The sequence below is a fragment of the Rodentibacter genomosp. 1 genome, assembly GCF_001999285.1.
GTDB lineage: Bacteria > Pseudomonadota > Gammaproteobacteria > Enterobacterales > Pasteurellaceae > Rodentibacter.
On the sequence record NZ_MLHN01000004.1, the window covers coordinates 23,392 to 49,703 of the forward strand.

23 protein-coding genes are annotated in these 26,312 nt (G+C 41.2%); 3 read left to right on the forward strand and 20 right to left on the reverse strand.

Annotated features, from left to right (window positions below; all coding sequences use genetic code 11):
- Window positions 1–8: 8 nt before the first annotated feature.
- From rpoB to ilvY, 14 genes are all read right to left on the reverse strand, one after another.
- Complete coding sequence (gene rpoB / locus BKK54_RS02590) at window positions 9–4,037, reverse strand: DNA-directed RNA polymerase subunit beta (protein WP_077541241.1); 4,029 nt, start codon at window positions 4,035–4,037, stop codon at window positions 9–11.
- Between the two features lie 302 nt (window positions 4,038–4,339).
- Window positions 4,340–4,711 (reverse strand): 50S ribosomal protein L7/L12, encoded by a 372-nt coding sequence (gene rplL, locus BKK54_RS02595; RefSeq protein WP_077414190.1) that lies wholly within the window; start codon window positions 4,709–4,711, stop codon window positions 4,340–4,342.
- Between the two features lie 54 nt (window positions 4,712–4,765).
- Window positions 4,766–5,257 (reverse strand): 50S ribosomal protein L10, encoded by a 492-nt coding sequence (gene rplJ / locus BKK54_RS02600; protein WP_077414192.1) that lies wholly within the window; start codon window positions 5,255–5,257, stop codon window positions 4,766–4,768.
- 287 nt (window positions 5,258–5,544) lie between these two features.
- Window positions 5,545–5,934 (reverse strand): RidA family protein, encoded by a 390-nt coding sequence (locus BKK54_RS02605; protein WP_077541243.1) that lies wholly within the window; start codon window positions 5,932–5,934, stop codon window positions 5,545–5,547.
- Window positions 5,935–5,996: 62 nt separating this feature from the next.
- Entirely contained in the window at window positions 5,997–6,743 is a 747-nt protein-coding gene (locus BKK54_RS02610) for an MlaA family lipoprotein (protein WP_077541245.1), read from the reverse strand.
- 24 nt (window positions 6,744–6,767) lie between these two features.
- Window positions 6,768–9,110, reverse strand: coding sequence for an LPS assembly protein LptD (gene lptD, locus BKK54_RS02615; RefSeq protein WP_077541247.1), 2,343 nt, complete (start codon window positions 9,108–9,110; stop codon window positions 6,768–6,770).
- Window positions 9,111–9,157: 47 nt separating this feature from the next.
- Complete coding sequence (locus tag BKK54_RS02620) at window positions 9,158–9,706, reverse strand: DNA-3-methyladenine glycosylase I (protein ID WP_077541249.1); 549 nt, start codon at window positions 9,704–9,706, stop codon at window positions 9,158–9,160.
- Window positions 9,664–10,521, reverse strand: a complete 858-nt coding sequence (aroE, locus tag BKK54_RS02625; protein ID WP_077541251.1) for a shikimate dehydrogenase — start codon at window positions 10,519–10,521, stop codon at window positions 9,664–9,666. Before aroE ends, BKK54_RS02620 begins: the two co-directional genes overlap by 43 nt.
- 3 nt (window positions 10,522–10,524) lie before the next feature.
- Complete coding sequence (locus BKK54_RS02630) at window positions 10,525–11,076, reverse strand: Sua5/YciO/YrdC/YwlC family protein (protein ID WP_077541253.1); 552 nt, start codon at window positions 11,074–11,076, stop codon at window positions 10,525–10,527.
- Window positions 11,073–11,615: a DNA topoisomerase family protein gene (locus BKK54_RS02635; RefSeq protein WP_077541255.1), complete on the reverse strand. Its 543-nt coding sequence runs from the start codon at window positions 11,613–11,615 to the stop codon at window positions 11,073–11,075. Before BKK54_RS02635 ends, BKK54_RS02630 begins: the two co-directional genes overlap by 4 nt.
- Window positions 11,616–11,919: 304 nt before the next feature.
- On the reverse strand, window positions 11,920–13,845 hold the full coding sequence (locus BKK54_RS02640; protein ID WP_077541257.1) for an ABC transporter ATP-binding protein: 1,926 nt from the start codon (window positions 13,843–13,845) through the stop codon (window positions 11,920–11,922).
- A 71-nt stretch (window positions 13,846–13,916) separates the two neighbouring features.
- On the reverse strand, window positions 13,917–14,234 hold the full coding sequence (glpE, locus tag BKK54_RS02645; RefSeq protein WP_077541259.1) for a thiosulfate sulfurtransferase GlpE: 318 nt from the start codon (window positions 14,232–14,234) through the stop codon (window positions 13,917–13,919).
- Window positions 14,234–15,112 (reverse strand): EamA family transporter RarD, encoded by an 879-nt coding sequence (gene rarD, locus BKK54_RS02650; RefSeq protein ID WP_077541261.1) that lies wholly within the window; start codon window positions 15,110–15,112, stop codon window positions 14,234–14,236. Before rarD ends, glpE begins: the two co-directional genes overlap by 1 nt.
- A 33-nt stretch (window positions 15,113–15,145) precedes the next feature.
- On the reverse strand, window positions 15,146–16,024 hold the full coding sequence (gene ilvY, locus BKK54_RS02655; RefSeq protein ID WP_077541262.1) for an HTH-type transcriptional activator IlvY: 879 nt from the start codon (window positions 16,022–16,024) through the stop codon (window positions 15,146–15,148).
- 696 nt (window positions 16,025–16,720) lie between these two features.
- On the opposite strand from ilvY, the gene ilvC reads away from it, so the two are divergent.
- Both ilvC and BKK54_RS02670 read left to right on the forward strand, forming a co-directional pair.
- Window positions 16,721–18,199: a ketol-acid reductoisomerase gene (ilvC, locus tag BKK54_RS02665; protein WP_077541264.1), complete on the forward strand. Its 1,479-nt coding sequence runs from the start codon at window positions 16,721–16,723 to the stop codon at window positions 18,197–18,199.
- Window positions 18,200–18,269: 70 nt separating this feature from the next.
- On the forward strand, window positions 18,270–20,633 hold the full coding sequence (locus BKK54_RS02670; protein ID WP_077541266.1) for an autotransporter outer membrane beta-barrel domain-containing protein: 2,364 nt from the start codon (window positions 18,270–18,272) through the stop codon (window positions 20,631–20,633).
- Between the two features lie 58 nt (window positions 20,634–20,691).
- On the opposite strand, the gene purT is transcribed toward BKK54_RS02670, so the two are convergent.
- From purT to BKK54_RS02695, 5 genes are all read right to left on the reverse strand, one after another.
- Complete coding sequence (gene purT, locus BKK54_RS02675; protein WP_077541268.1) at window positions 20,692–21,873, reverse strand: formate-dependent phosphoribosylglycinamide formyltransferase; 1,182 nt, start codon at window positions 21,871–21,873, stop codon at window positions 20,692–20,694.
- Window positions 21,874–21,882: 9 nt separating this feature from the next.
- On the reverse strand, window positions 21,883–22,386 hold the full coding sequence (gene luxS / locus BKK54_RS02680; protein ID WP_077541270.1) for an S-ribosylhomocysteine lyase: 504 nt from the start codon (window positions 22,384–22,386) through the stop codon (window positions 21,883–21,885).
- Window positions 22,387–22,571: 185 nt separating this feature from the next.
- A complete protein-coding gene (locus tag BKK54_RS02685; protein WP_077541272.1) occupies window positions 22,572–23,045 on the reverse strand; it encodes a YqaA family protein in 474 nt (157 codons plus the stop codon).
- 1 nt (window position 23,046) lies between these two features.
- Window positions 23,047–23,646 (reverse strand): sugar O-acetyltransferase, encoded by a 600-nt coding sequence (locus tag BKK54_RS02690; protein WP_077541274.1) that lies wholly within the window; start codon window positions 23,644–23,646, stop codon window positions 23,047–23,049.
- A 3-nt stretch (window positions 23,647–23,649) separates the two neighbouring features.
- Window positions 23,650–24,249, reverse strand: a complete 600-nt coding sequence (locus BKK54_RS02695; protein WP_077541276.1) for a beta-phosphoglucomutase family hydrolase — start codon at window positions 24,247–24,249, stop codon at window positions 23,650–23,652.
- A gap of 117 nt (window positions 24,250–24,366) precedes the next feature.
- Here BKK54_RS02695 and BKK54_RS02700 point away from each other — a divergent pair, with 117 nt between their 5' ends.
- On the forward strand, window positions 24,367–24,762 hold the full coding sequence (locus BKK54_RS02700) for a PRD domain-containing protein (protein ID WP_077541278.1): 396 nt from the start codon (window positions 24,367–24,369) through the stop codon (window positions 24,760–24,762).
- Here BKK54_RS02700 and ppx read toward each other — a convergent pair.
- The gene (ppx, locus tag BKK54_RS02705) at window positions 24,759–26,303 is read right to left on the reverse strand and encodes an exopolyphosphatase (RefSeq protein WP_077541280.1); all 1,545 of its coding nucleotides are present in this window, start codon (window positions 26,301–26,303) and stop codon (window positions 24,759–24,761) included. The genes BKK54_RS02700 and ppx overlap by 4 nt on opposite strands.
- Between the last annotated feature and the right edge of the window lie 9 nt (window positions 26,304–26,312).

Consider the following 26,312-nt stretch of genomic DNA (forward strand, 5'->3'; position numbering starts at 1 on the left):
ACTTTTCATTACTCTTCGTCTAACTCGATATTTAAACCAAGTGAACGGATTTCTTTCATAATTACGTTGAAAGATTCCGGTGTACCCGGATCCATTTGTTGGTTGCCACTGACGATGTTTTTATACATCTTCGTACGACCATTCACATCATCAGATTTCACGGTTAACATTTCTTGTAGCGTGTAAGCTGCGCCGTATGCTTCAAGCGCCCATACCTCCATCTCACCGAAACGTTGTCCCCCGAATTGTGCTTTACCACCTAATGGTTGCTGTGTGACGAGGCTATAAGAACCTGTTGAACGAGCGTGCATTTTGTCGTCAACCAAGTGGTTCAATTTGAGCATATACATATAACCCACAGTTACCGGACGCTCAAATTTCTCGCCGGTACGTCCGTCGTATAAGGTGATCTGACCGGAGGTCGGTAAACCACCGAGTTTTAATAACTCTTTGATTTCCGTTTCATCCGCACCATCGAACACAGGAGTCGCAACCGGCAAACCTTTACGTAAGTTATCTGCTAGACGTAGCACTTCTTCATCGGTGAAGCTACTTAAATCAACTTTTTGTGAACCATTGCCTAAGTCATAGGCTTTTTGCATATAGCTACGTAATTTTTCCACTTCTTGTTTTTGTTTAAGCATCGCATTGATTTGATCACCAATACCTTTCGCCGCTAAACCTAAGTGAGTTTCAAGGATCTGACCGATATTCATACGGGATGGTACGCCCAGCGGGTTCAATACGATTTCAACCGGTTGACCGTTTTCATCGTACGGCATATCCTCAACAGGGTTAATTTTTGAGATAACCCCTTTGTTACCGTGACGACCGGCCATTTTATCACCCGGTTGGATTTGACGTTTCACCGCAAGATAAACTTTAACCACTTTCAATACGCCCGGTGCAAGATCATCACCTTTGATAATTTTCTTACGTTTCACTTCAAGTTTGAGTTCAAACTCTTTACGAAGCTCTTCGTATTGCTCGGCAAGCTGTTCTAACTGATTTTGTTTATCTTCATCGGCAATGGTTTGTTCTAACCATTTAGTCCGATCTAATTTGTCTAACTGTGCCGTATCGAAACCACCGGCGATAAGAAGATTACGAACACGTGCGAATAAACCCGCCTCTAAGATTTCTAATTCATCAGAAAGGTCTTTTTTCGCTTGTTTTAATTGCATTTCTTCAATTTCTAACGCACGTTTGTCTTTTTCCACACCATCACGAGTGAAGACTTGTACGTCAATAACCGTACCGCTTACGCTGTTTGGTACACGCAATGAAGAATCTTTTACATCAGAGGCTTTTTCACCAAAAATTGCACGTAACAATTTTTCTTCCGGTGTCAATTGGGTTTCACCTTTAGGCGTCACTTTACCAACTAGGATATCGCCACCTTTCACTTCTGCGCCCACATAAACGATACCGGATTCATCCAATTTGCTTAACGCCGATTCACCCACATTTGGAATATCTGCGGTGATTTCTTCTGAACCAAGTTTGGTATCACGAGCCACACAAGAAAGCTCTTGAATATGAATCGTGGTAAAGCGATCTTGTTGAACCACACGCTCAGACACGAGCATAGAGTCTTCAAAGTTATAACCATTCCATGGCATAAACGCCACGCGAATATTTTGACCTAATGCCAATTCCCCTAAATCCGTTGAAGGGCCATCAGCTAAGACTTCACCACGATTAATCGGATCGCCTAAATTCACACAAGGAATTTGGTTAATACAGGTATTTTGGTTGGAACGGGTGTATTTAATTAAGTTATAAATATCAATCCCCGCTTCACCTGCAATAGTTTCATCCTCATTCACTTTAATCACGATACGTGACGCATCCACATATTGAACCGTACCACCACGTTTTGCGACAACCGCTACACCGGAATCAAGGGCAATTGGTTTTTCCATGCCTGTTCCCACCAATGGCTTATCTGCACGTAATGTCGGAACTGCCTGACGTTGCATGTTTGCGCCCATCAATGCACGGTTCGCATCATCATGCTCAAGGAATGGAATCAATGCCGCCGCCACAGATACCACTTGCTGTGTTGAAACGTCCATATAGTGGATGTCTTCCGGTTTATATAAACCGGACTCGCCACGCTCACCACGTGCGGTAACAAAGGCATCAGTAAAGCGATTGTTCTCGTCTAGATTTGAGTTTGCCTGAGCGATAATATAATTTGCTTCATCAATAGCAGATAAATATTCAATTTCTTCCGTCACTTGACCATCAATGACTTTACGATATGGGGTTTCTAAGAAACCGTAATCATTGGTACGGGCAAAGGCGGAAAGAGAGTTGATCAAACCAATGTTCGGACCTTCAGGCGTTTCGATTGGACATAAACGACCATAGTGAGTGTTATGGACGTCACGCACTTCAAAGCCGGCACGTTCACGGGTTAAACCACCCGGGCCTAAGGCAGAAATACGACGTTTATGAGTCACTTCCGATAATGGATTGTTTTGATCCATAAATTGTGAAAGTTGTGAAGAACCAAAGAATTCTTTCACTGCCGCAGAAATTGGTTTTGGGTTAATTAAATCTTGTGGTGTAATCGCATCTAAATCACCTAAAGATAAGCGTTCTTTGACCGCTCTTTCTACACGTACCAAACCAATACGGAATTGGTTTTCAGCCATTTCTCCCACAGAACGGATACGGCGGTTACCTAAGTGGTCAATATCATCCACTTCACCACGCCCGTTACGGATCTCAATGAGCTTACGCATAACAGCAATAATATCTTCATAGCTTAAAATACCACTGCCCACGCCTTCAGGAATACCTAAAGAACGGTTAAATTTCATACGGCCTACTGCGGATAGGTCATAACGTTCCGCAGAAAAGAATAAGTTATTGAATAACGCTTCGGAAGATTCAGGTGTTGGCGGTTCACCCGGACGCATCATACGATAAATTTCGTATAAAGCACTCACTTTATCGTAAGTCGGATCAACACGTAAAGTCTCTGAAATATAAGGACCGTAATCTAAATCATTGGTAAACAATGTCTCAATGATGTGATAACCGGCTTGTGCTAACTTGGCTAAAACTTCTAAAGAAATTTCACCATTTGCCGAACAAATAATTTCACCGGATTCTAAATCCACATAATCTTTTGCCGCCACTTTACCTACAATGTACTCAGTAGGCACTACAACTTGTGTCACATTATCTTTTTCTAATGCTTTAATATGACGGGCAGTAATACGACGACCACGCTCTACATAGACTTTACCGTTCGCTTCAATATCAAAGGAAGCCGTTTCACCACGTAAACGTTCCGGCACAAGAGTCATTAATAATTGATTATCGGCGATTTCAAACGTGACTTTATCAAAGAATAAATTTAAGATTTCTTCGGTGTTGTAACCTAATGCGCGAAGAATAATGGTTGCCGGTAACTTACGACGACGGTCAATACGTGCATAAAGATTATCTTTCGGATCAAATTCAAAATCCAACCAAGAACCACGATAAGGAATAATACGTGCGTTATAAAGCACCTTACCTGATGAATGGGTTTTACCTTTATCAGAATCAAAAAACACGCCCGGGCTGCGGTGTAATTGTGAAACGATAACACGCTCGGTACCGTTGATGACAAAAGTACCGTTATCCGTCATTAATGGGATTTCCCCCATATACACTTCATTTTCTTTAATATCTTTAATTGCGCGTGAAGATGACTCTTTATCGTAACTTACAAGACGTAATTTAACACGTAAACCTGCAGCATAAGTCGAACCACGGATTTGGCACTCACGTACATCAAATTCCGGTTCTTCTAAACGGTAGTCAACATATTGTAATTCGGTATAACCATTGTTGCTAACAATGGGAAAAACTGAACGGAAAGCAGCTTCTAAACCTTGCTGACCTTCAGGATCTTTTTGAATAAATTTATCAAACGAATCTAATTGGATGGTTAATAAATAAGGTACATTTAAAACTTGCGGACGTTTGCCGAAGTCTTTACGAATTCGTTTTTTCTCAGAATAGGAGAGACCCATTGGTTGGTTTTCCTCTATCAATTTTAGTGAGACTGAGCTGATATAAGAAAAAGTGCGGTCAGTTTTGACCGAATTTTTACTTATACCAAAGTATGGACACCGTTTTCAGAAACCGCACTCTGAACCTTACTTCTGTAGTGGGCTACTCAAATTAAAATGTCTATGATTAATTTAAGTGGAAACAGATAAGATTAAACGGAAAATAGTTATCTGTTTTTTGTGCCTATTTTGATAGCACAAAATGGCTGATGGTAAACCACCAGCCATTAAGCCTGAGAAACAGGACATAAGAGAATCAAAAATTATTTGATTTCTACTTTTGCACCGGCTTCTTCTAATTCTTTCTTAAGCGCTTCAGCTTCTTCTTTAGAGATGCCTTCTTTTAACGCTGCAGGTGCAGATTCAACTAAGTCTTTCGCTTCTTTCAAGCCTAAACCGGTTGCACCACGTACTGCTTTGATTACTGCTACTTTGTTTGCACCAGCTTCAGCAAGTACTACGTCAAATTCAGTTTTTTCTTCTGCCGCTGCTGCTGCGCCACCTGCCGGTGCTGCTGCTACTGCTGCCGCTGCTGAAACGCCGAATTTTTCTTCCATCGCTGCGATTAATTCAACGATTTCAGTTACAGTTTTAGAAGCAATCGCTTCAATGATTTGTTCGTTAGTTAATGACATAACAATCAATTCCTAAAATAAATAAAGTTAAATGAAGTAAGAAACGCTTAACAATTAAGCCGCTTCTTGTAATTTGTCGCGTAATGCTGCAAAAGTGCGAGCAAGTTTGCCTGCCGCTGCTTCTTTCATTGTGCCCATTAAACGTGCAATTGCTTCTTCGTAAGTTGGTAATGTTGCTAAGAATTCAACATCTTGGATCTTACCTTCAAAGGCTGCACCTTTAATTTCAAACTTATCGTTTGCTTTAGCAAACTCTTTGAACAAACGAGCCGCTGCGCCCGGGTGTTCGTTAGAGAACGCGATAAGTGTTGGACCTACAAACGTATCTTTTAAGCATTCGTAATCTGTGCCTTCAACCGCACGGCGTAATAAAGTATTACGAACCACACGCATTGTTACACCAGCTTCACGAGCTGATTTACGTAATTCAGTCATTTTATCAACAGTTACACCGCGTGAATCCGCGATAACCGCTGAAAGTGCACCTTTGGCTGCTTCATTTACTTCAGCAACAATTGCTTGTTTGTCTTGAAGATTTAATGCCATTGGCTTTTAGCTCCTGAATACACTCCGATTGCTCGGAATTAATTTACCTAATCTAAGACTAGGACGACTTCGGTGCCCAGAAGCAAGAAAAATTCTTATTCTGTACACCATCTACGTAGGATGATTAAGATTGCTCCCCTACGGTCTTGGACGGGGCTTGAATAGGTCAAGCACCAACCAGAAATGAGGTTACAGCCTAAAGCCATAACAAAGGTGCGAGATTATAAAGTGAATCCTTTTTCTTGTAAAGCCATTTGGCGAAAAAAGATCCAAAACTGCGCCCTATATTATTTTCTTACCGCAATGGCTTCAATTTCCAGCCCAACATCTTTTGGTAAACGTGCCACTTCCACACAAGAGCGGGCTGGAAAAGTCGGATGATTATTCTCTTTAAAGAAACGCTCATACTCCGCATTTACTACAGCAAAATCATTTAAATCTTTCACGAATACGGTGGTTTTTACAATATCCGCCACGCTTAAGCCGGCTTGTTCCACAATCGCTTTAACATTTTCTAACGATTGACGGGCTTGTGCCACAATATCAGCCGGCACTTCGCCCGTTGCCGGATTCACCGGAATTTGACCCGAGGTCAAAACCAAATTCCCTAAATCCACCGCCTGAACATAAGGTCCTATTGCCGCTGGGGCTTTTTCAGTATGAATAATTTTTGTCATTGTCAGTTCTCCTTTCTTACTGTTTACCGAGAAAAAGGCGGTAAAATCAACCGCACTTTTTATTAATCAATTTCTTTTAACACATCATCAGAAAGTTCTTTCTGTGAACTTTCTTTCACTTTTCCGTCACTCACCTTAAAGTCTAAATTTTGATAATAGGCTTCACGGAAGGTGACATACGGATCCTGTGCTTGATTTAGCAATTCGGCATTATCCAAATTTTTTGCCCGAGTATCCAACACTTGCACACCATATTTCACTAAGGAAATCGGGTTACCTGCTACCCATTCCCAGAACGGATACATATAAGCGGCATCTACCACCGCACCGGTTAATTGGCGAGGGGTGGTTGCATTGTAAAGCGGAAGCACCATATAAGCACCGGCATCAACCCCATAACTCCCTAATGTCTCACCAAATCCACGTTTTTCGTAAACCTGTAATTCTTTGCTCGCACTGGCAAAATCAAATAAGCCGCCAATACCAAACACGGTATTAATCCAAAAACGATTAAAATGTACGAACGCTTTTTTCGGTTCACCTTCAATCATACGATTCACAAAACTCACCGGCTCGTCTAAATTATTTGCCACATTGGTCAGCCCTTTGGTGACAGGTGTCGGCACATAGTCACGCCAACCTTTCGCGGCAGGTTCTAATACATAGCGATCCACCACGTTATAGTTAAAATCCCACATGGTGCGGTTAAATCCTTCCATCGGATCATTACGCTCGCCATTTGGTTTGGTTGCGCATCCACTTAATATCATCGCGCCCAAAAGTGCGGTTAAAATTGTTTGTTTTTTCATTCAGTATCCTATCTGATAGCCAACTTATAAACTATACGCCTTAATATACGGCAATTTCCCTTTTTTGAGCATTTCTTGAATGCCGCTTTGGTGATCATTTGTGCCTAAGCCACGTAATTCAAAGGTCACACCAATACTGTGATCATAGACTACATCATCTTGCCCTTGATTTTGACGGTTTGTCACATAACGTCTTGCGCCGACACCAACCGCCCAACAGCAGCTGTTATATTGTACGCCAAGATATTGTTCTACCGGTTTTTTTAGGGCTAAGTCTTGATAATATTTTCCGACCACAGCCCAATTATCCGTCATTTCCCAAGCAGCGACCAAACCTAACTGTTTAATATCTTGATTATAGGCATTGGCGGAACGCCCTAAATTTTGGTCAATATAAGCTTGGCTTGCATAACGATAATTTAACTGAATTAAATTATTTTTTATCGGGTTATATTCAACACTGGTATTGGCTAATGAGGTTTTATTCAACTGCGTATCATATTGATAACTTCCATGCCAGTTCCAAGAATCATTGAGTTTCCAATTTGACTCTAATGTCCAAGAGGAAGAAGAACGTTGCGTACTGTTTGCCGGATTACTGTCAATTCGGGAATTCGTTAAGTAGTAAGTCTGTCCGGCAGAGAAATTAAAACGCTCCATTGAATGACGATCATAAAAACGGGTCGTTCCCCCTAGCGTCACTTGGTTAGCAGAAGAAATTCGGTCTAATCCACTATAACGACGATCACGGAACAAAGAATAATAATCTTGCTGAACCAACGAGGAATCATAGCCATACCCTAAATAATCATTAGTCCGACTTGAACCAATATGACTTTGGTCACGATATGGACGGTATAAATACTGTACACGAGGCTCAAAAGTTTGCATGTAATCCTTTAAGAACGTCGTATCACGGGCTAAGACAGTTTGTAAATCTACTTTAATTTGCGGAATGACTCGATTAACCCGACTTTCCACCTCTTCTGCGCTTACCCCTTTTCCTTTTTTCTGTTGGTAATGGGTCGCATAAAGTTTGGTTTCAATATTCAGGCTACCATATTTATTCGACATTGCCGTGGCCAAGCTTGGCTCAAGATGAAAACGCCAAGCCGTTGGCATCAAGCTACTGTCATTATCAAAACGTACCGCTTGTGAGAATAATTTGAAGTCTAGCCAACCATTCGCTAAATCATTTTTATAATAATTCAAATCAATTTGTGGAATTGCACGATATGGTCCGATATCTACTTCATCAAAAATTTGGAATTGCCGTGCAGAAATGGCGAAGTTATAGTTTGGTTGATAGTAGGCGATACGGGCATATTGGTTGGCATAACCATCCGTACTGTTACCATAATCCGAGGTAAAATCAGTGAAATAGCGTTTATCGCTAACACGCGTGTAATCCACATTTAAACGCCAATTTTCAAGGAAAGATGAGCTGTGATTCCAATAAAATAAATGGCGTTTACGATTCTCGCCATAGTATTCATCATATCGATCACGCCCTAAATACTCACCGGCAATTTTACCTTCCCCAACCGCTGTTAAATAACGAAATTCACCGTTTAATTGCCAACCACGATGAGACATATATTTTGGCGTCATGGTCGCATCGTAATTTGGTGCGATATTCCAATAAATTGGTTGGGAATACCAATAACCGTCACGGCTCGAACTTCCGGCACTTGGCATTAATAAACCGGAACGGCGACGATCACCAATAGGGAGTTGCAAATATGGCGTATAAAATACCGGTACACCCAGCACTTTAAAGCGTGCATGCCACATTTCCGCATATTCTTCCTTTATATATTGGGTGATCTCAGAAGCATCCACCGCCCAGGCATTATCATTCGGCAAACAGGAGGTAAAGGTGGCATTTTTCATTACACGGGTATTATTGCGCAATTCAATCTCTTGTGCTTTACCTCGACCTTGACGGCCGACCAACTGATAATCGGCTTCCGTCACATGACCGTCTTTTGAATCTAAATTAAAATCCGCATTTTTCCCCAACATATTGATTTGATTATCTTTATAATCAAATCCACCACGCACATAAGCAAAACGTTGCAATGCCGTCCCTTCACCGAGTTGCTTCACCTCCACAGAATCAGCAATCAAATGACGATTCCCCTGCTTGAGATCTGCCTTACCTTTATAAATTGCACTTGTCGGCTGGTTAATTTCTGCCTCGTCTGCTTCAATATAAACGGGTAAATCATTCGGATTACCCGATACCTCTTCACCGGAAAACCTTGGCACGCCCACCAGGCATTGAGCACGTAAATCCGCCAAAGTCGTTTGGCTATAAAGTGCGGTCAAAATAGAAAGGAAAATTAAAGTATATTTTTTATTCATAATTTCATTCTTTTTAACAAGAAAATCTGGGCGATTATACTGGAAGATCATTTACAACAACAATCATTTATATGGTCATTAATTAATCCCATTGATTGCATAAAGGCATAGCAAGTGGTTTCCCCCACAAACACAAATCCACGTTTTTTCAAGGCTTTTGACATGGCTTTGGATAGATCTGTTCTTGCCGTTACAACAGATAAATCCGGCACATCATTCACGATAGGCTGATGATTGACGAAAGACCAAATAAAATCACTAAAATTTTCACCGCACTTTTCCATCGCCAAATAAGCCTTGGCATTTTTGACAATGGCCTCCAATTTCGCACGGTGACGAATCAATCCCTCATTTTTCATACAGACATCAATATCAAGTGCGGTCATTTTTGCCACTTTTTTAGGATCAAATTGATGAAATGCCTCACGATAGGCTTCACGCTTTTTTAATACGGTAATCCACGACAATCCAGCTTGTTGCCCTTCTAAACAGATTTTCTCAAATAATTTTTGGCTATCAAATTCAGGCTTACCCCATTCATTGTCGTGATAAGCTATATAAATCGGTAAATCCCCCACCCACGAACATCTTGCCATTGAATCTCCTTTGTGACTTCGCTATAAACCTTCAAAAAATCTGGCATCACGTCCCGCCATAAATGAAATGAATGTGCGGCTTGCGCTACCAACATCCCCAATCCATCACTGATATTCGTCAAACCTAAACTTTTACAAAATACAACAAACGGCGTATCTGATCCTTTGGCGTATTGCATATCATAAAAGGCGTGTCCCAATTTAAGGATATCCGCCGAAACAGGGGCAGTACTTCCGCTTAAACCCGCAGAAGTGGCATTAATAATCAAATTATAAGATTGACGAGGAATCTTATCCATCGCCACCGCTTGAATCTCACCATAAGGCAGAAATGTCTCCGCCAAGGCTTCAGCTTTCGCCAAAGTGCGGTTGGCTAACACAATATTTTGTTGGGCTTGCAATAAGGGGAGTAATACACCTTGAGTTGCACCGCCAGCTCCTAAAATCAAAATACGCTGATTCGGTTTAATCCAATTTAAACGTTCCAAATCCGTCACAAGCCCAATGCCGTCCGTATTATCCGCATAAAGCCGACCGTCCGCTAATTTTTTCATCGTATTACAAGCCTGTGCAAGTGTCGCCCGTTCACTGTGTTCATCGGCAAGTTGATAGGCTCGGGTTTTAAAAGGTGCGGTCACATTACAGCCTTTTGCTCCCTGCAAGAAAAATGTGGCAAGCTGTTGCTCAAAGGTATCAAGATCCCCTAATTTTGCCTCATAGCTCATCGCTTGTTGGGTTTGTGCCGCAAATTTGCCTTGAATCAACGGCGATAAACTTTGTGAAATGGGGTTACCCCACACCGCATAGTAATCCATATCTTATCCTTGTCTAAACAATTGGTTAGTCATCAAATCACGAATTTCCGACGGATTTTTGGCTTTTCCCACTGCCAAATCCAATACGGGAAAATCCTCACCAAATTGCGACCGCACTTCTGTGGCTGTGCGGCAGGGGGACTGCCCTGTTAAATTCGCACTCGTTGAAGTCAATGCAAAACCTGTTGCCTCGCATAAGGCTTTTACCGCCAAATGATCGCTTAAACGCACCGCAATTGTGTTAAATTTTCCGGTAAGGAAGAGCGAAATATCCTGTTTTGCCGGCACAACCCAAGTGATCGGGCGATCATAACGGGCAGTCAACCTTGCCATTTGTGTTTCCGTCACCTCTGAAAGATCAATAAAGGGCTGTAAAAATGTCAAACTCGGCGCAATCAAAATTAGCCCTTTTTCCACAGGACGTTGCTTTAAATTGAGTAATTTTTTGACCGCACTTTCGCTAAGCGGATTACAGCCCAAACCAAACACGGCTTCAGTAGGGTAGGCGACAACTTGATCTTGTAATAAACAGGCGATAATTTGTTGTAACGTCATTTCGAAATCTCAAAAATATGGCGGCAAGTTTTATTGGCACATTGCATTTGTTGCCCTTCTTCATTTTCACTTTTTAATAAAGCAAGAGGAAAATTGCATTGCGGGCAAGGCATTTCATAGGGTCGTGTCGGCAAAGAAAATTTACAACGGGGAAAGTTGTCGCAACCGTAAAATGTTTTGCCTTGTCGTCCACGACGTGTCACCAAATGTCCTTTCCGACATTCAGGGCAAGGGATTTTCTCCTCGATTTTTTGTTCTTCGTGTACGACAAAATCACATTGCGGATAATTACTGCAACCGATAAACATCCCAAATGCCCCCTGTTTCAACTGTAACAAATCGCCACATTGCGGACAGGGTTCATCAAGGGTTTTCAATACTTTATGTTCCACTCGATGTAGAGGACGTAAATAATCGCATTGCGGATAAGCACTACAACCCAAAAACAACCCTTTTTTGCCTTGTTTCATTTGCAAAATCGAACCGCACTTCGGGCAATATTCTTCTTGTTTAGTATGATGAAAAAGGGATTGATTCATTTCGTGCTCACATAAACCTGGTTGTTATAAAAAAACCGCCAAAAGGCGGTTTCTATGATATGATTCACTCTGGTTGGTCGGGTGTATAGCTTTCCCGACTGGACCTCGGGTTAGCTATCCTCCCAAATCTTACCGATCTAAGGAGGTGATTTTGAGTGAAATGTTTTAGATTAATCCTAATCTTAATCATTATCCTGTTGCTAACTTCGGACACCACTATCGCAAGGTAGCAACCCAACCTAGGGAGCGGAGCAATCTGCTCCCTTTCTTGGTTATTGTATGCGCAACCTTTATTTTTTTCAAGTTAGGCATTCGATAACATTTCTTCCAATGTCTCTTGTGTCTCCATCCAATCCGTCTCGACGATTTCCAAGACTTTTTTAGTCTCCACCTGTTGTGCTAAAAGTGCGGTCAGTTTTTCTTTATTTTCTGCACTGTAAAGCGAAGAATCCGCAAGATTATTTTCAATTTCCGCCAGTTGATCGCTCAATATATTCATTCTTTCTTCCAACTGCGTGATTTTTTTACGAAGTGGGGCGGTTTGCTGGCGCAATTCGGCTTCTCGACGTTTTTGTTCTTTGCGACTTTGATTGGAATGAGCAGTTTCTGACGCAGTATTTTCTTCTGCTGATTTTGTAGAAGATTGGCTATTTTGTTCCATCAGCCATTTTTGGTAATCCTCTAAATCGCCTTTAAAAGGTTCGACTTGTTTATCATGGACTAAGTAAAATTCTTCCACCGTATTGCGTAACAAATGACGGTCGTGCGACACCACCACTAATGAGCCCTCATAATCCACCAAGGCTTCTGTCAAGGCTTGACGCATATCAAGATCCAAATGGTTGGTCGGTTCATCCAGTAACAGTAAATTCGGGCGTTGCCACACAATCAATGCTAAAACCAACCGCGCTTTTTCGCCACCGGAAAAAGAGGAAACAGGCTGATTCACCTTATCACCCTGAAACGCAAAACTACCGAGGTAATCCCGTACTTGTTGCTCCGTCTGCTCCGGTGCGAGTTTTTGTATATGCCACAAAGCAGATTCTTCCGCACGGAGCGTATCAAGCTGATGTTGGGCGAAATAACCTAATTGCACACCTTTGGCAAGCTGTACCGTACCGGAAAGTGCGGTCAGTTCTTGTGCCAAAAGTTTAATCAAAGTGGATTTTCCCGCCCCATTTTGACCAAGTAACCCAATGCGAGAACCCGGCACAAGATTAAGTTTAATTTTAGTCAAAATTTCAACCGCACTTTCCCCGCTGCCGTAGCCAGCGCTCGCTTGTTCAATCATCACCAAAGGATTCGGCAAGGAAACAGGCGGGCGAAAAGCAAAAGTGAAAGGATTATCCGCATAGGCCGGTGCAATTAATTCCATTCGTTCTAGGGCTTTCACTCGACTTTGCGCCTGTTTTGCTTTGGTCGCTTTGGCTCTAAAGCGATCGATATAGCTTTGTAAATGGGCAATTTTTTGTTGCTGCTGACGATACATTGCCGCTTGTTGAGCAAGTTTGGTGGCACGTTGCACTTCAAAAGAGGAATAATCCCCCGTGTATTCGTTCAATTTTTGATGCTCAATATGAAGAATTTTATTCACGATAGGATCAAGAAAATCTCGGTCGTGAGAAATCAGCACTAACGTGCCTTGATAATTAACCAACCAACGTTCAAGCCAAATCACCGCATCCAAATCTAAATGGTTAGTGGGTTCATCAAGCAATAACAAATCTGACGGACAAAGCAACGCCTGTGCTAAATTCAACCGCATCCGCCAACCACCCGAGAACGACTTGACAGTATGCTGCGTTTCCGCCTGTGTAAATCCTAAACCGTGCAACAGCGTTTCCGCTCGGGATTGAATTGTCCAAGCATTAATCGCATCTAGCCTGTCGTGAATACGGGCAATCGCATTGCCATCATTGCGTTCATTCGCTTGCTTCAATTCCGCCTGCAAACGGCAATATTCACGATCCCCTTGAATCACATAATCCAATGCGGATATTTCTAATGCCGGCGTTTCCTGATTCACCCATGATACCGCCCAATTTGACGGATAAGAAACCTCACCGCCCTCCGGCTGAAGTTCTTTTTTCAATAAAGCAAACAAAGAAGATTTGCCACAACCGTTTTTCCCCACCAATCCCACTTTTTGTTTCGGATTAATGGTTGCCGTTGCATTCTCAAGTAATTCGGTTTGCCCGCGTTTTAAGGAAATATTATTAAATACAATCATTTTTCTAAGGTATATCTCAAGTTTTGGCTATTTTGCAACATTGTATGAAAGATACAAAATGTGTTTTACTTTTAATAGATCGCATCAATCGGCAATTCTGCCCTCATCCAGCCATCAAATCCACCTATTACGCTATAAACATTTTCATAGCCTTGTTCCGCTAAAAATGTGGCAACGTTGCGGCTACTAATGCCGTGATAGCAACTGATAATAATAGGGGTATCAAAATCCACCAATTCTTCAAATTGTAAAAAGGTTTGATTGGTTAAATGAAAAGCACCCTTTGGGTGTGAGTAGGTATAACGCTGTGCATCACGCACATCGGCAAGTATGGCGCCCTGTTGCGCCATTTCCCACGCTTGTTGTGGGGTAATTTCTTTAAAAGACATTATAAAGATCCCTTTGCGTGCTGTTTATACACGCCATCAATAATCACAAGGCTCATCGCCAATACTAAACAAATAAAAAGCGGATAGCTTTCCGCCTCAATTTTTTCGCCAATAAAGAAGGAAACAAACACCATCATAATGGTTTCCACATAGCCCAATAGTCCGAGTAAATTCATCGGCAACATATTGCTGGCAATCACATAAGCAATCAACGCTGTGCCGCTAATCAACCCAAGCAACACCAATAACGCCCAGATATTCGGATTGCTTTGTTCCACCACCGCAAAATCTGTTTGTAAGGCAAAATAAACACTAATCGGGATTAAACTCAACATCTCAAGGCAGAAGGAGGCAAGATCGGTATTTTTTAACGCTTTTCGGATCGAAAAATAGGAAGTATAGCCGATACAAATCACAACGGCTTCCCAAGATAGCCCGCCTTTAATTACAATATTTGAAATCACACCAAGCGCGGCAATTAACACTGCGATAAACTTAAAAGTGGAAATCCGTTCTTTAAAAATTAACCGTCCGGCTGCCACCATCACGATGGGTAACAATAAATAGCCAAAAGAGACACTCAGCGAACTCCCATTATTCGGCGCCCATAAAAATAGCCACATTTGAACGCCCATTAATGCGCCACAAAAAAGATAGGAAAAGGCAAAGTGCGGTCGTTTTTGAAGGTGTTTTAAACGTTCGATCAGGGCATTCTTTTGTTTGAACATCAATACAGCCAGCACCACAAAGGGAAACGTGAAAATAATTCGATAACCGAAAATATCCGTACCGCTTAAGGGTTTAAGCAAGGTGGAAAAATAATACATATAACCAAATAAAAAAGAGGCGAAAAGCGAAACGAGAATACCTTTTAACATAGGAAATCCTTAATCGAAATAATCCACCCCATTCTATTCCAACATTGACCAAAAGGCACGAATTAAGGGCAGGGTTAAGTTCCTTTTTTGTGTACAAATCCCCAATTCAAAAGGTTCAACAGGGACATCTAAATTTAAACGGGAAATTTGATCATTCATTGGGCTATTATTAATTACTTCATCGGGTAACATCGCCAAGCCAAACCCTAAGCCGACCATTGGCACAATGCCTTCATGCCCGGCTACTGTCGCATAAATTTTCGGATGTTTAATCTGCTTTTCACGTAACCATTGCTCAATCCGTTGTCTTGCATGACCTTCCACGGGAAAAATAAAAGGCATTTGTTGCCAATTAATAGGTTTCTCTTGCAATAATTGTGTCGCCAAACAGGCAACACGTGGTGCAATCAATGAAAGATGAATATCGTCAATTTTGTGAAATGCTACACTGGTCGGCAGATTATTCGGTTTCCCTGCAAGGGCAAGATCCGCTTGTTGGATTTGAATAAATTCCAAAGCAAGAGCAGGATCACCCGTGGTGAGCTGAATTTCCACTTTTGGATAACGTTGGCGAAATTGTTTTAAGATCTGTGGCAAATGGCTATAAGATGCCGTGACGGAACAAAACAGTTTGAGTTCACCGCTCAGTTCATCCGACTCGTCATTGAATTGTTGTTTTAATTGTTGCCAATTTTGCCATTCCGTCTTAGCAAATTGGAGAAACTTCTCACCATATTCGGTGAGATTGACTTGACGGTTATCACGAATGAAAAGAGTTTTCCCCAGTTCTTCTTCCATACGTTGAATTTGGCGTGAAAGAGTGGAGGGGGACATGTGATTTTGAGTGGCGGTTTTAGCGAAGTTTTTGGTTTCCGCTAGTTTAATGAATAAATTGAGATCGGTGAAGTCCATTGTATTCCTTAAATAGTTAATATCGGGTTTCGCCCAAAGGCGACCTACTTTTTCTTTGCTCGTGCAAAGCAAAAGTAGGCAAAAAGAAAACACGCCCTGCTTTTCCTTATTTCCTTTGTTACATTGAATTTGCTTGACGGAAATTTTCTGAACTCGCAACTACGTTGCTCAAACAGACGAAAATTTCCTACAAATTCAACTCCACAAAGGCGGAAAAGAAGGGAACCTGATTTGTTATTTCTATGAACCCCAAAAGTGCGGTTAAAATTCGCCATGTTTTTTGTAGAATAAAATAATTTTAAAATCAACCGCACTTTTACATTAAATGCTCTGATATATTCGGGGCCCCATATAAATCGCCTTTGCGACTTGGCATTTTTAGCTAAATTTGTACTGTTTGAGCGTAGCGAGTTTACAAATTTAGCGTTAAGAAAATGACAATAAAGCAAAGATTAGCGATTTAACTGGGGCGTGTTTTCTTTGCCTACTTTCTTTTACACGAGTAAAAGAAAGTAGGTCGCCCATCGGCGAAAGCCGATGCCAAATAAGACAAATATTATTGCAAAAACCACAACATCATATTCCTATAATATCACTTTACGCAACCACAAAAAACCTTATAATCCCATTCAAAATAAAAACTATGCAAACACAACATCATACAATCATTCACCCTTACAACATTAAGGAAACTATATGGCTAACTATTTCAACACATTGAATTTACGTCAAAAATTAGACCAATTGGGTCGTTGTCGTTTTATGGATCGTGAAGAATTTGCCGATGAAGCAAATTTTCTAAAAGGTAAAAAAATTGTCATCGTAGGCTGTGGTGCGCAAGGTTTAAACCAAGGTTTAAATATGCGTGATTCCGGTTTAGATGTAAGCTATGCGTTACGCCCTGAAGCCATTGCAGAAAAACGTGCTTCATTTCAACGTGCAACGGAAAACGGTTTCAAGGTTGGCACTTATGCAGAATTAATTCCAACCGCCGATTTAGTAGTGAACCTCACACCGGATAAACAACACTCAAAAGTGGTGGCAGATGTAATGCCATTAATGAAACAAGGTGCAGCATTCGGCTATTCCCATGGTTTCAACATCGTTGAACAAGGCGAGCAAATTCGCTCTGATTTAACCGTTGTTATGGTCGCGCCAAAATGCCCGGGTACGGAAGTGCGTGAAGAATACAAACGTGGTTTTGGTGTACCAACCTTAATCGCCGTTCACCCTGAAAATGACCCGAAAGGTGAGGGTATGGCAATTGCCAAAGCGTGGGCGGCAGCAACCGGCGGTCATCGTGCGGGTGTGTTAGAGTCTTCATTTGTCGCAGAAGTGAAATCCGATTTAATGGGAGAGCAAACCATTCTTTGCGGTATGTTGCAAGCCGGTTCTATCGTGTGCTACAACAAATTAGTGGCTGACGGCAAAGATCCTGCCTATGCCGGAAAATTAATCCAATATGGTTGGGAAACCATCACCGAAGCCTTAAAACAAGGCGGTATCACGTTAATGATGGATCGCTTATCCAACAGTGCAAAATTACGTGCATTCGAGCTTTCTGAACAAATTAAAGAAAAACTCGGGTTCTTATACTACAAACATATGGATGACATCATTAGCGGTCACTTCTCTGAAACCATGATGGCAGACTGGGCAACCGGCGATAAAGATTTATTGGCATGGCGTGAAGCGACCGCTAAAACCGCCTTTGAAAATGCACCAAAATATGATGGCAAAATCAGCGAGCAAGAATATTTTGATAATGGTGTATTAATGATCGCCATGGTGAAAGCCGGTGTTGAACTAGCCTTTGATGCCATGGTAGAAAGCGGTATTTATGAAGAGTCCGCCTACTACGAATCACTTCACGAATTACCATTAATTGCGAACACGATTGCACGTAAACGTTTATATGAAATGAACGTGGTGATTTCTGACACCGCAGAATACGGTAACTACTTATTCTCTAACGTAGCGACCCCAATTCTTGCCAAAGAAATTATCCCAACCCTGCAAAAAGGTGACTTAGGCGAACCAACTCCAACCGTTGAAATCGACAACATTACCTTACGTGATGTAAACGATGCAATCCGTAACCATCCGGTTGAATTAATCGGTCAAGAGTTACGTGGCTATATGACGGATATGAAACGTATTGCCGTTGCGGGTTAGTAACTAAATAGATAAAATTCAAGCCGATTTAGTATGAAATCGGCTTTTTTATATTTAAAGGAAACCAAAAATGAAAAACAATAAGAAATATGACCGCACTTTTAAACTGAGTTTAGTGGCAGTGGCATTAAGTATGACGAATTTGGCATGGGCTGATGAAGTGGCTTGTAGTCCTAGTGGTGTGGATATTATTGGGAAAAATGGTGCAACGCTAAATGGTTGTGTGATCAATCAACAAGATCTCAATCGTTGGAGGGGGAAACTTGAAATTACAGATAGCCCAAATACTACTATTACTAACGTTCAAGTTTCTATTTCAAGTGGAAAACCTTCAGGGATTCGTATTGGAAATTCTGATGTAACGCTTAATAATGTGACATTATCAGCAAACCTGAATGACCTTCAGAATGCGCTCCACTCCGTGAATTCGACTGTTAATATCAATGGGGGCAGTTATAAAACAGAAGTAGATCATGGAAAAATAAGTGAAACTTTCGTTTTGAATAATTCCACTGTAAATGTAAAGAATGCAACAATATCCCTAACTGGTTCAGGTAATGAAGGGGTGTTTTTTTATAAAAATAGTACTGCGAATTTAGAAAATATTACACTTACTGCAACTGATTACGCATCGACTTTATCTTATGAAGCAGACAACACACCTTTATCTATTAATATTACTAATTCTACATTAACATCAGATAAACGTGCATTTGCGGGGATCTCAGATTGGCGTGGCGACAAGGATACCGAAGGCAAAGTTCAAATTACTGTTAATAACTCAACCCTAAGTGCACCTGTTCTCATGAGAGCTGAAAATATTGTTTATTATGGTTATTCTCTTACTGAAAATATTACATTTACAGCAAATAATAGTACATTGAATGGGCGTATAAATGTTTATAAAGATGAACAAAATCAACATGAAAGTACGATTAATGTTAATTTAACGGATTCAACTTGGACAATCAACGGACTTGATGATAGAGCAACGCTTTCAAGCGTAAGTAATCTTACACTGAACAATAGCGTTATCAATTTAAAAAAAAGCGATAATTTCCAAACTCTCACTATTAAAGGCAACCTCACCGGCTCGGGCACATTTAACCTTAATACCAATATCGCTGAAAATAAAGGCGATAAAATTATTGTAGAAGGTACAGCAGAAGGAAACCACAAACTAGGGGTAACGGATCATGGTGTTGCAGTGGCTAACCGTAAACTGACACTCGTTGAAACTAATGGCGGAAATGCGGCATTTAGCTTAACCAACCCGAATAACCGTGTGGATTTAGGTGCATATCAGTATTTCCTAACCAAAGAAGGAAATAACTGGGTCTTAGCAAATTCACAAAGTGCGGTTACGCCACCTAAAACACCGGATGTAAAACCGGAAATGCCTACACCAATAGCCCCAACAAATCCCGATGTACAACCTGAAATACCAAGTACACCAATAGAGCCTACAAATCCTAGCGTTCAGCCGGAAACACCAAACATACCGACTGTACCTATTGCGCCAGTTATCCCTGTTCAACCTACCAACCCGACTTTACCGCAAACTGCCTTATTATCCAATAAAGCCAATGCACAGGTCTCACTCCGCCAAGCCCAATTATTGCTTGTCGAAAATGAACTCAGCGGTATTCATCAACGTTTAGGCGAAGTGAAAAACGGAGAGAAAGGCAATGTATGGGTACGCAATGTAAATTCTCGTGAAAAATTGACCGCACTTTCTACCGGTAACAGCCAAACTTCCGGCTTCAAACAAAATGTTCACAGTTTACAAGTGGGAGCGGACGCTGCTGTAAATGATAATTTCCGACTAGGTGGATTTATCGGACGTAGCCAAGCCGACGTTGATTTCAATGGCAATTATGGCGAAGGCAAGGTACGTAGTAATACGGTGGGCTTATACGCCACTTATCTCGCTAACAACGGCATTTATGTGGATAACATTGTGAAATATAGCCGTTTGAAAGCACAATCCGATCACACAGAAAAACATCGTTACAATGCCTATACGCTGTCAAGTGAGCTCGGTAAACAATTCAAATTGAGTGGCGATTGGATCATCACGCCACAAGCACAATTAGGCTGGACGCACGTTCAAGGTAAAGAAAATGAAGATAACCTTTCTTCCGTTTACTCCCGTGTCGGTTTGCGTGCAGCGAAAAGTTTTGCTCTAGCTAACGGCTGGAATTTACAACCTTATGCAGAAATTAATGCTATCACCAGTCGCAATAACAACAGCAAAATTCATTATGCAAATGCGGCACTCAATGTTGAAGATAGCCGTGGGCGTTTTGAAAGTATTCTAGGTGTGAATGCAAGGATAACCAACCATCGTTTCGGTTTAGAAATCAGCCGTGCAGACGGAAAACGTTACGACAAACCTTATCAAATCCAAGCATTATATCGCTATCAATGGTAATCCAAAGCAAAAGTGCGGTCAAAATTGGCCGCACTTTATCATTTAAAAATTCGCAAAACTACAACTTAATGTCCAACTGCGCATAAGCCCGTTTTGTTTTCTCCAACGCTTTTTCAACGGAAATATCCCGTGCTAACAACACCCCTAAGCGTCGATGCCCGTTGACTTCGCCTTTACCAAATAATCGGATATTGGTGTGCGGTTCTGCAAGGGCTTTATCAATTCCACTAAATTGGATATTTTTTGATTTTCCTTCCACCACAATGGCTTTGGATGCCGATGGGCTGATAAGCGTGATGTCAGGAATTGGTAAACCTAAAATTGCTCGAGCGTGAAGGGCAAATTCAGATAATTCCTGTGAAATTAAAGTCACCATACCGGTATCATGAGGGCGGGGAGAAACTTCATTAAAAATCACCTCATCACCACAAACAAACATTTCCACGCCAAAAATGCCTCGTCCACCTAATGCGCCGGTGATTTTTTCTGCAATGGCTTGCGCTTTTTGTAATGCGCTATCAGACATAGCTTGCGGTTGCCAAGATTCGCGATAATCACCATCTTCTTGGCGATGTCCGATAGGGGCAAGGAAACTCGTTCCATTAATGTGGCGAACCGTTAGTAAGGTGATTTCATAATCAAATTTAACAAAACCTTCAACAATGACACGTCCTGCACCGGCACGTCCCCCCTCCTGCGCATAGTCCCATGCTTTTTGTAGATCGTCTTTTGACTTCAAAATACTCTGTCCATGACCGGATGAAGACATAATCGGTTTTACCACGCATGGAATACCGATTTTTTCTACCGCACATTGGAAATCGTCAAAGTTATCCACAAATTGGTAAGCGGAGGTTGGTAAACCTAATTCTTCTGACGCCAAACGGCGAATGCCTTCCCTGTTCATGGTGAGTTGCGTTGCTTTTGCCGTTGGGACAACATTAAAACCGGCTTGTTCCAATTCCACTAAGGTCGCTGTGGCAATCGCCTCCACTTCCGGCACAATATAATCAGGTTTTTCCTTTTCTACTAAAGCTTTCAGTGCATCGCCGTCTAACATAGAAATCGTATAAGCACGATGTGCCACTTGCTGTGCGGGTGCATTTTCGTAACGATCGACTGCGATGACTTCTACACCTAAACGTTGCAGTTCAATCACCACTTCTTTACCTAACTCACCAGAGCCAAGCATCATCACTTTCGTTGCATTCGGGCTTAATGCGGTGCCAAGGGTTGTCATATTGTCTCCTTATTTTAATAACGATTCATCAAGGGAAAGTTCAGCATTTTTATTCACCCCAACACCACGAGCAATAACATTTTTAGCAATCTCGTGCGCTTCATCAAGAGAATGTTCTGTATAAGTACCACATTGGTAAATATTTAATTCAGGGATCGCCGCTTGATCTCTGACATTCAGAATATCTTGCATAGATGCTAACCATGCTTGCGCGACTTGTTGTTCGTTTGGCGTACCGATTAACGACATATAAAAACCGGTACGACAGCCCATTGGTGAAATATCAATAATTTCTACGCTATCACTATTTAAATGATCACGCATAAAACCGGCAAATAAATGTTCAAGAGTGTGAATCCCTTTTGGTGGGAGAATTTCTTTATTTGGAATACAGAAACGTAGATCAAAAATGGTAATGTCATCGCCCTTTGGCGTTTGCATTATTTTTGCAATACGTACTGCAGGAGCATTCATTTTCGTGTGATCCACTTTAAAACTATCAAGTAATGGCATAAACTTTTCCTTATAAATCATTTGGTTGTAAATTTTATTCAAGAAATTGTCAATTTTTTCAATTTATTCCTGAACTTTCCGGCAAGTATTGGGTCTTAGAATACGAGCAACTTGCAGTTGTTTTAATAAAATTGGTTCCTTAGGTTATTTGCCCTTCACTCGTTGAAGGGCTTTTTTTAGGCATTTTATAAGAACGGCGTACTTAAAAACAATAACAATGTATAACGAATCAATTTGCCTATAAAAATAAATAGGCAACTTGCTGTAAAGTTTAAACGTAGCCAACCTGCGACCGCACAAAATAAATCGCCGATAATCGGTAACCAACTCAGTAACAATACCCCTGCACCATAACGTTGCAGCTTTTCCATAACCCACAAAGTGCGGTCATTTTTACTTTCAAATTTAGGAAACCAGCGACCAATCGCATAAGTCGTAAGACTGCCTAAACCGTTTCCCAATGTGGCAATAAAAACGAGTCCTAAAATATCCGAACCGAACACGGAATTGAAAGTTAATTTTGGAATAGCCAATGTTATAAAGACGACTTCCGAATTACCGGGTAGCACGGTGGCACTTAAAAAAGCACTGGCAAACATTAACCATAGTGAATGATTTTGCCAAGTTTCAGCCCAAAAACTAAAGGAAAACCAATCCATATTAGAAATTGGGTTGATAAGTTCGTATATAATTTTCGCGATCTTGTTCGGTTATTTCCCGTACAACACGACAAGGATTACCAAATGCTAAAACATTATTCGGTAAATCTTTATTCACGACACTACCGGCACCCACTACAACATTATCGCCTATCGTCACCCCCGGTAAAATCACGACACTGCCGCCAATCCAAACATTATTGCCAATAGTAATCGGCTTGGCTTGCTCCCACCCCATATTACGCAATTCGACATCTAAAGGGTGCCCCACGGTATAAAGGCTTACGTTAGGTGCAAACATCACATCATCACCAATGGTGATACCACCATTATCCAACATCACACAATGATAATTAGCAAAGAAATTCTTCCCTACTTTGATGTTTATCCCATAATCACAGTGAAAAGGGGCATTAATAGCGGTCGTTTTATCCGCTTGACCAAACAATTTTCTGATCAACCTATTTTGCGTGTCATCATCATTCGGTGAAGTGCGGTTAAATTCAAACAAGATTTCTCGAGCCTGTTGGCGCATACGTTTTAATTCCGCTTTTTCAGGTAAATGCGCCAATCCGGCCATCATTTTTTCATATTCAGTCATTCTTTATGCTTTAATCAGTTGCTGCGTACGCACATCAAATACATCCATTCCTGCATTTAATCCTGCCTGAACCCCTAAATCCGCATCTTCAAACACAATACAATTTGCCGGATTCACACCTGTTAATTCCGCACATCGTAAGAATGTTTCCGGATGAGGTTTATGTTGTTTTACATCATCGGCACTGACAATCGCATCAAAATAATCCGCAATCGCAAGTTTCTCCATTAGCATATCAATTAAATGGCGATGAGAGCCGGAACCTAATGAAATCGGCTTTTTTTGATGAAAATGTCGAACAATCTCAAAAGTGGGAAGTAATTTTGATTCGGTAGGAATTAATTGATAAGAAAGTGCTCGTTTTGCCTCAATCACTTCATCAAGGTAGCGTTGCGGCATACCGGCTTTTTCCATAATCGCCGAAGCAATAGTTCGCACTGTCGCCCCGCCCAGTTGATACATAATTTGGCTGTCAAACTCATAGCCGAATTGTTCTCCCACCCTTCCCCAAGCACGGGCATGTACCGGCATCGTATCAATCAATGTGCCATCCATATCAAAAATCAACCCCTCATAGCGATTGAAAACGGTATTGTCTATCATCTTTGTTAATTCCTTATGAATTTTATGATTTGTTACCAATTTGTGATCTATGCACTGTTTTCTTTACATAAAGTGCGGTAGATTATGGGAGATAATTTTAGAGGAACAGGAACCAAAATGCGACTGCTTAATCAACTTGAACGCTGGAAATTACGTAAACAGATTAATCAGCCGATTATTGATGTGATATTTCAGTTGCGTGATCGTCTAGAGCATTATTGGAAAGCAGATGTCAATTCTAAGTTGGTCGATATGTTATTGTTCCATGTCGCTTGTAGCCTTGGGCGCATTGAACGTGGAGGCTGCGCGTCTCCCCTCTACCAAGAGATGTTTAAAGAAATCCAAAGTGCGGTCATTTTTCCGCAAGTTTTAAGAATTCACAAAGATTTGCTCTCTTTTATGCCTTTTGACATTCCCCATGCGGAACAAACCTATTTTTTAGCAAATCTTTATTCGTTATTGTTAGAGCAAAAACAAATTTACGAGATGCGGTCAATCACGCCCTCAGGTTAATTAAACACCAGCCCCAATTCCAACTCTTTCAAACTATGACTTTCTTGACGAAGTTCATTCCAAATCAGTGGATTTCGTTCAAGATAGCCTTGTTCAAATTCTAATATCCAATCCGTAGAAATACGACTGGTCTTAAGCATAATTTTTTGGGTTTTCTCTGTGGCTTGGCGAGATTTATTCAACATCACCGCAAGACGTAATAAACGAATTAATGCCAGTACATCTTGTTCATCATAACGGGCAAATTGCGTTAAATCGGTGATTTTTAATGTGCCGATGTGTAAGCGCACAAGCAATGCGAGCAAACGTTGTTGCTCCCGATCAAATCCCGGCAGTTCCATATTTTGTAGAATATATGCCGAATGTTTTTGCATACCTTTATGGTTAATCACAATCCCCACTTCATGTAGGTGTGCAGCCCAAAGCAATACACTTTTCATTTCCTCTGCCTGTGCCGGTTTAATCCATTGGGTATATTGATGTGCCAGTAGATTTGCACTGCCTGCGGTGCGATGAGCCTGCTCAGTATCAATATCAAATTGTTCTGTTAGTCCCCATGCTGTACGTGCTCGGATATCTGCGACTTGGAAATTTCTCTCAAGACTGTAAATCATTCCTTCACGCAACGCACCATCGGAATAACGCATCTGCCCAATGTGAAACACATCAAACACAGCACTTAAAATCGCCAATCCCGGGACAAAAACATCCACTCGCTCCGGATTCAATCCCATCATATTTAATTCATCAAAATGCTGCGCCCGCAATGTTTGCTCAATTAAATCCTCTAAACGGGCTTTAGTAATAATGCCATTCGGATCTAAAGTAGCCACAATTACTTGATGCACGGTTTTAATCGTACCGGAAGAACCCAATACGGATTGCCAGCCAAGATTGCGATATTCCCAACCTAGATCTTCTATTTTATTGACCGCACTTTGATAGGCTTTTTCAAAATTTTCTTGAGAAATTTTGCCATCCTTGAAATATTTTGATGCAAAACTCACACACCCCATATGGCGACTCTCTGCAACAATCGGTGTGAAATCATCGCCTACAATCATTTCAGTAGAGCCACCACCAATATCCACTACCAATTTTCTGCCTTTCTCCGGCTGCGTATGACACACCCCGGCATAGATAGTTTTTGCCTCAGTTTGCCCACTAATAATATTAATCGGATAAGGGAAAACTGCTGCCGCTTGGCGTAAAAATTCGTCATTATTGACCGCTCTTCGCAAAGTATAGGTGCCGACAACATTCACATTTTCCGGCGTAAATCCCTGCAAACGCTCAGCAAATAATGCCAAACAATTTACACCTCGACTAATAGCTTCTTGGCTTAATACGGCATTTTCGTCCAATCCTTCCGCCAATTTCACTTTTTGTTTTAAACGTGATAACACCTGAATAGAGCCATTCATAATTCTGGCCACAATCATATGGAAACTATTTGAACCAAGATCAATCGCCGCAATTTCACGGGTATTCGTTCGAGGATAAGACAAAATCTCTTGTTCGGCTTGCCATTCGTTATTCATAAAATCATT

Coding starts and splice junctions, on each gene's coding strand:
- rpoB (WP_077541241.1), bottom strand. CDS start 4,037: ATGGGTCTCTCCTATTCTGAGAAAAAACGAATTCGTAAAGACTTCGGC.
- rplL (WP_077414190.1), bottom strand. CDS start 4,711: ATGTCATTAACTAACGAACAAATCATTGAAGCGATTGCTTCTAAAACT.
- rplJ (WP_077414192.1), bottom strand. CDS start 5,257: ATGGCATTAAATCTTCAAGACAAACAAGCAATTGTTGCTGAAGTAAAT.
- BKK54_RS02605 (WP_077541243.1), bottom strand. CDS start 5,934: ATGACAAAAATTATTCATACTGAAAAAGCCCCAGCGGCAATAGGACCT.
- BKK54_RS02610 (WP_077541245.1), bottom strand. CDS start 6,743: ATGAAAAAACAAACAATTTTAACCGCACTTTTGGGCGCGATGATATTA.
- lptD (WP_077541247.1), bottom strand. CDS start 9,110: ATGAATAAAAAATATACTTTAATTTTCCTTTCTATTTTGACCGCACTT.
- BKK54_RS02620 (WP_077541249.1), bottom strand. CDS start 9,706: ATGGCAAGATGTTCGTGGGTGGGGGATTTACCGATTTATATAGCTTAT.
- aroE (WP_077541251.1), bottom strand. CDS start 10,521: ATGGATTACTATGCGGTGTGGGGTAACCCCATTTCACAAAGTTTATCG.
- BKK54_RS02630 (WP_077541253.1), bottom strand. CDS start 11,076: ATGACGTTACAACAAATTATCGCCTGTTTATTACAAGATCAAGTTGTC.
- BKK54_RS02635 (WP_077541255.1), bottom strand. CDS start 11,615: ATGAATCAATCCCTTTTTCATCATACTAAACAAGAAGAATATTGCCCG.
- BKK54_RS02640 (WP_077541257.1), bottom strand. CDS start 13,845: ATGATTGTATTTAATAATATTTCCTTAAAACGCGGGCAAACCGAATTA.
- glpE (WP_077541259.1), bottom strand. CDS start 14,234: ATGTCTTTTAAAGAAATTACCCCACAACAAGCGTGGGAAATGGCGCAA.
- rarD (WP_077541261.1), bottom strand. CDS start 15,112: ATGTTAAAAGGTATTCTCGTTTCGCTTTTCGCCTCTTTTTTATTTGGT.
- ilvY (WP_077541262.1), bottom strand. CDS start 16,024: ATGGACTTCACCGATCTCAATTTATTCATTAAACTAGCGGAAACCAAA.
- ilvC (WP_077541264.1), top strand. CDS start 16,721: ATGGCTAACTATTTCAACACATTGAATTTACGTCAAAAATTAGACCAA.
- BKK54_RS02670 (WP_077541266.1), top strand. CDS start 18,270: ATGAAAAACAATAAGAAATATGACCGCACTTTTAAACTGAGTTTAGTG.
- purT (WP_077541268.1), bottom strand. CDS start 21,873: ATGACAACCCTTGGCACCGCATTAAGCCCGAATGCAACGAAAGTGATG.
- luxS (WP_077541270.1), bottom strand. CDS start 22,386: ATGCCATTACTTGATAGTTTTAAAGTGGATCACACGAAAATGAATGCT.
- BKK54_RS02685 (WP_077541272.1), bottom strand. CDS start 23,045: ATGGATTGGTTTTCCTTTAGTTTTTGGGCTGAAACTTGGCAAAATCAT.
- BKK54_RS02690 (WP_077541274.1), bottom strand. CDS start 23,646: ATGACTGAATATGAAAAAATGATGGCCGGATTGGCGCATTTACCTGAA.
- BKK54_RS02695 (WP_077541276.1), bottom strand. CDS start 24,249: ATGATAGACAATACCGTTTTCAATCGCTATGAGGGGTTGATTTTTGAT.
- BKK54_RS02700 (WP_077541278.1), top strand. CDS start 24,367: ATGCGACTGCTTAATCAACTTGAACGCTGGAAATTACGTAAACAGATT.
- ppx (WP_077541280.1), bottom strand. CDS start 26,303: ATGAATAACGAATGGCAAGCCGAACAAGAGATTTTGTCTTATCCTCGA.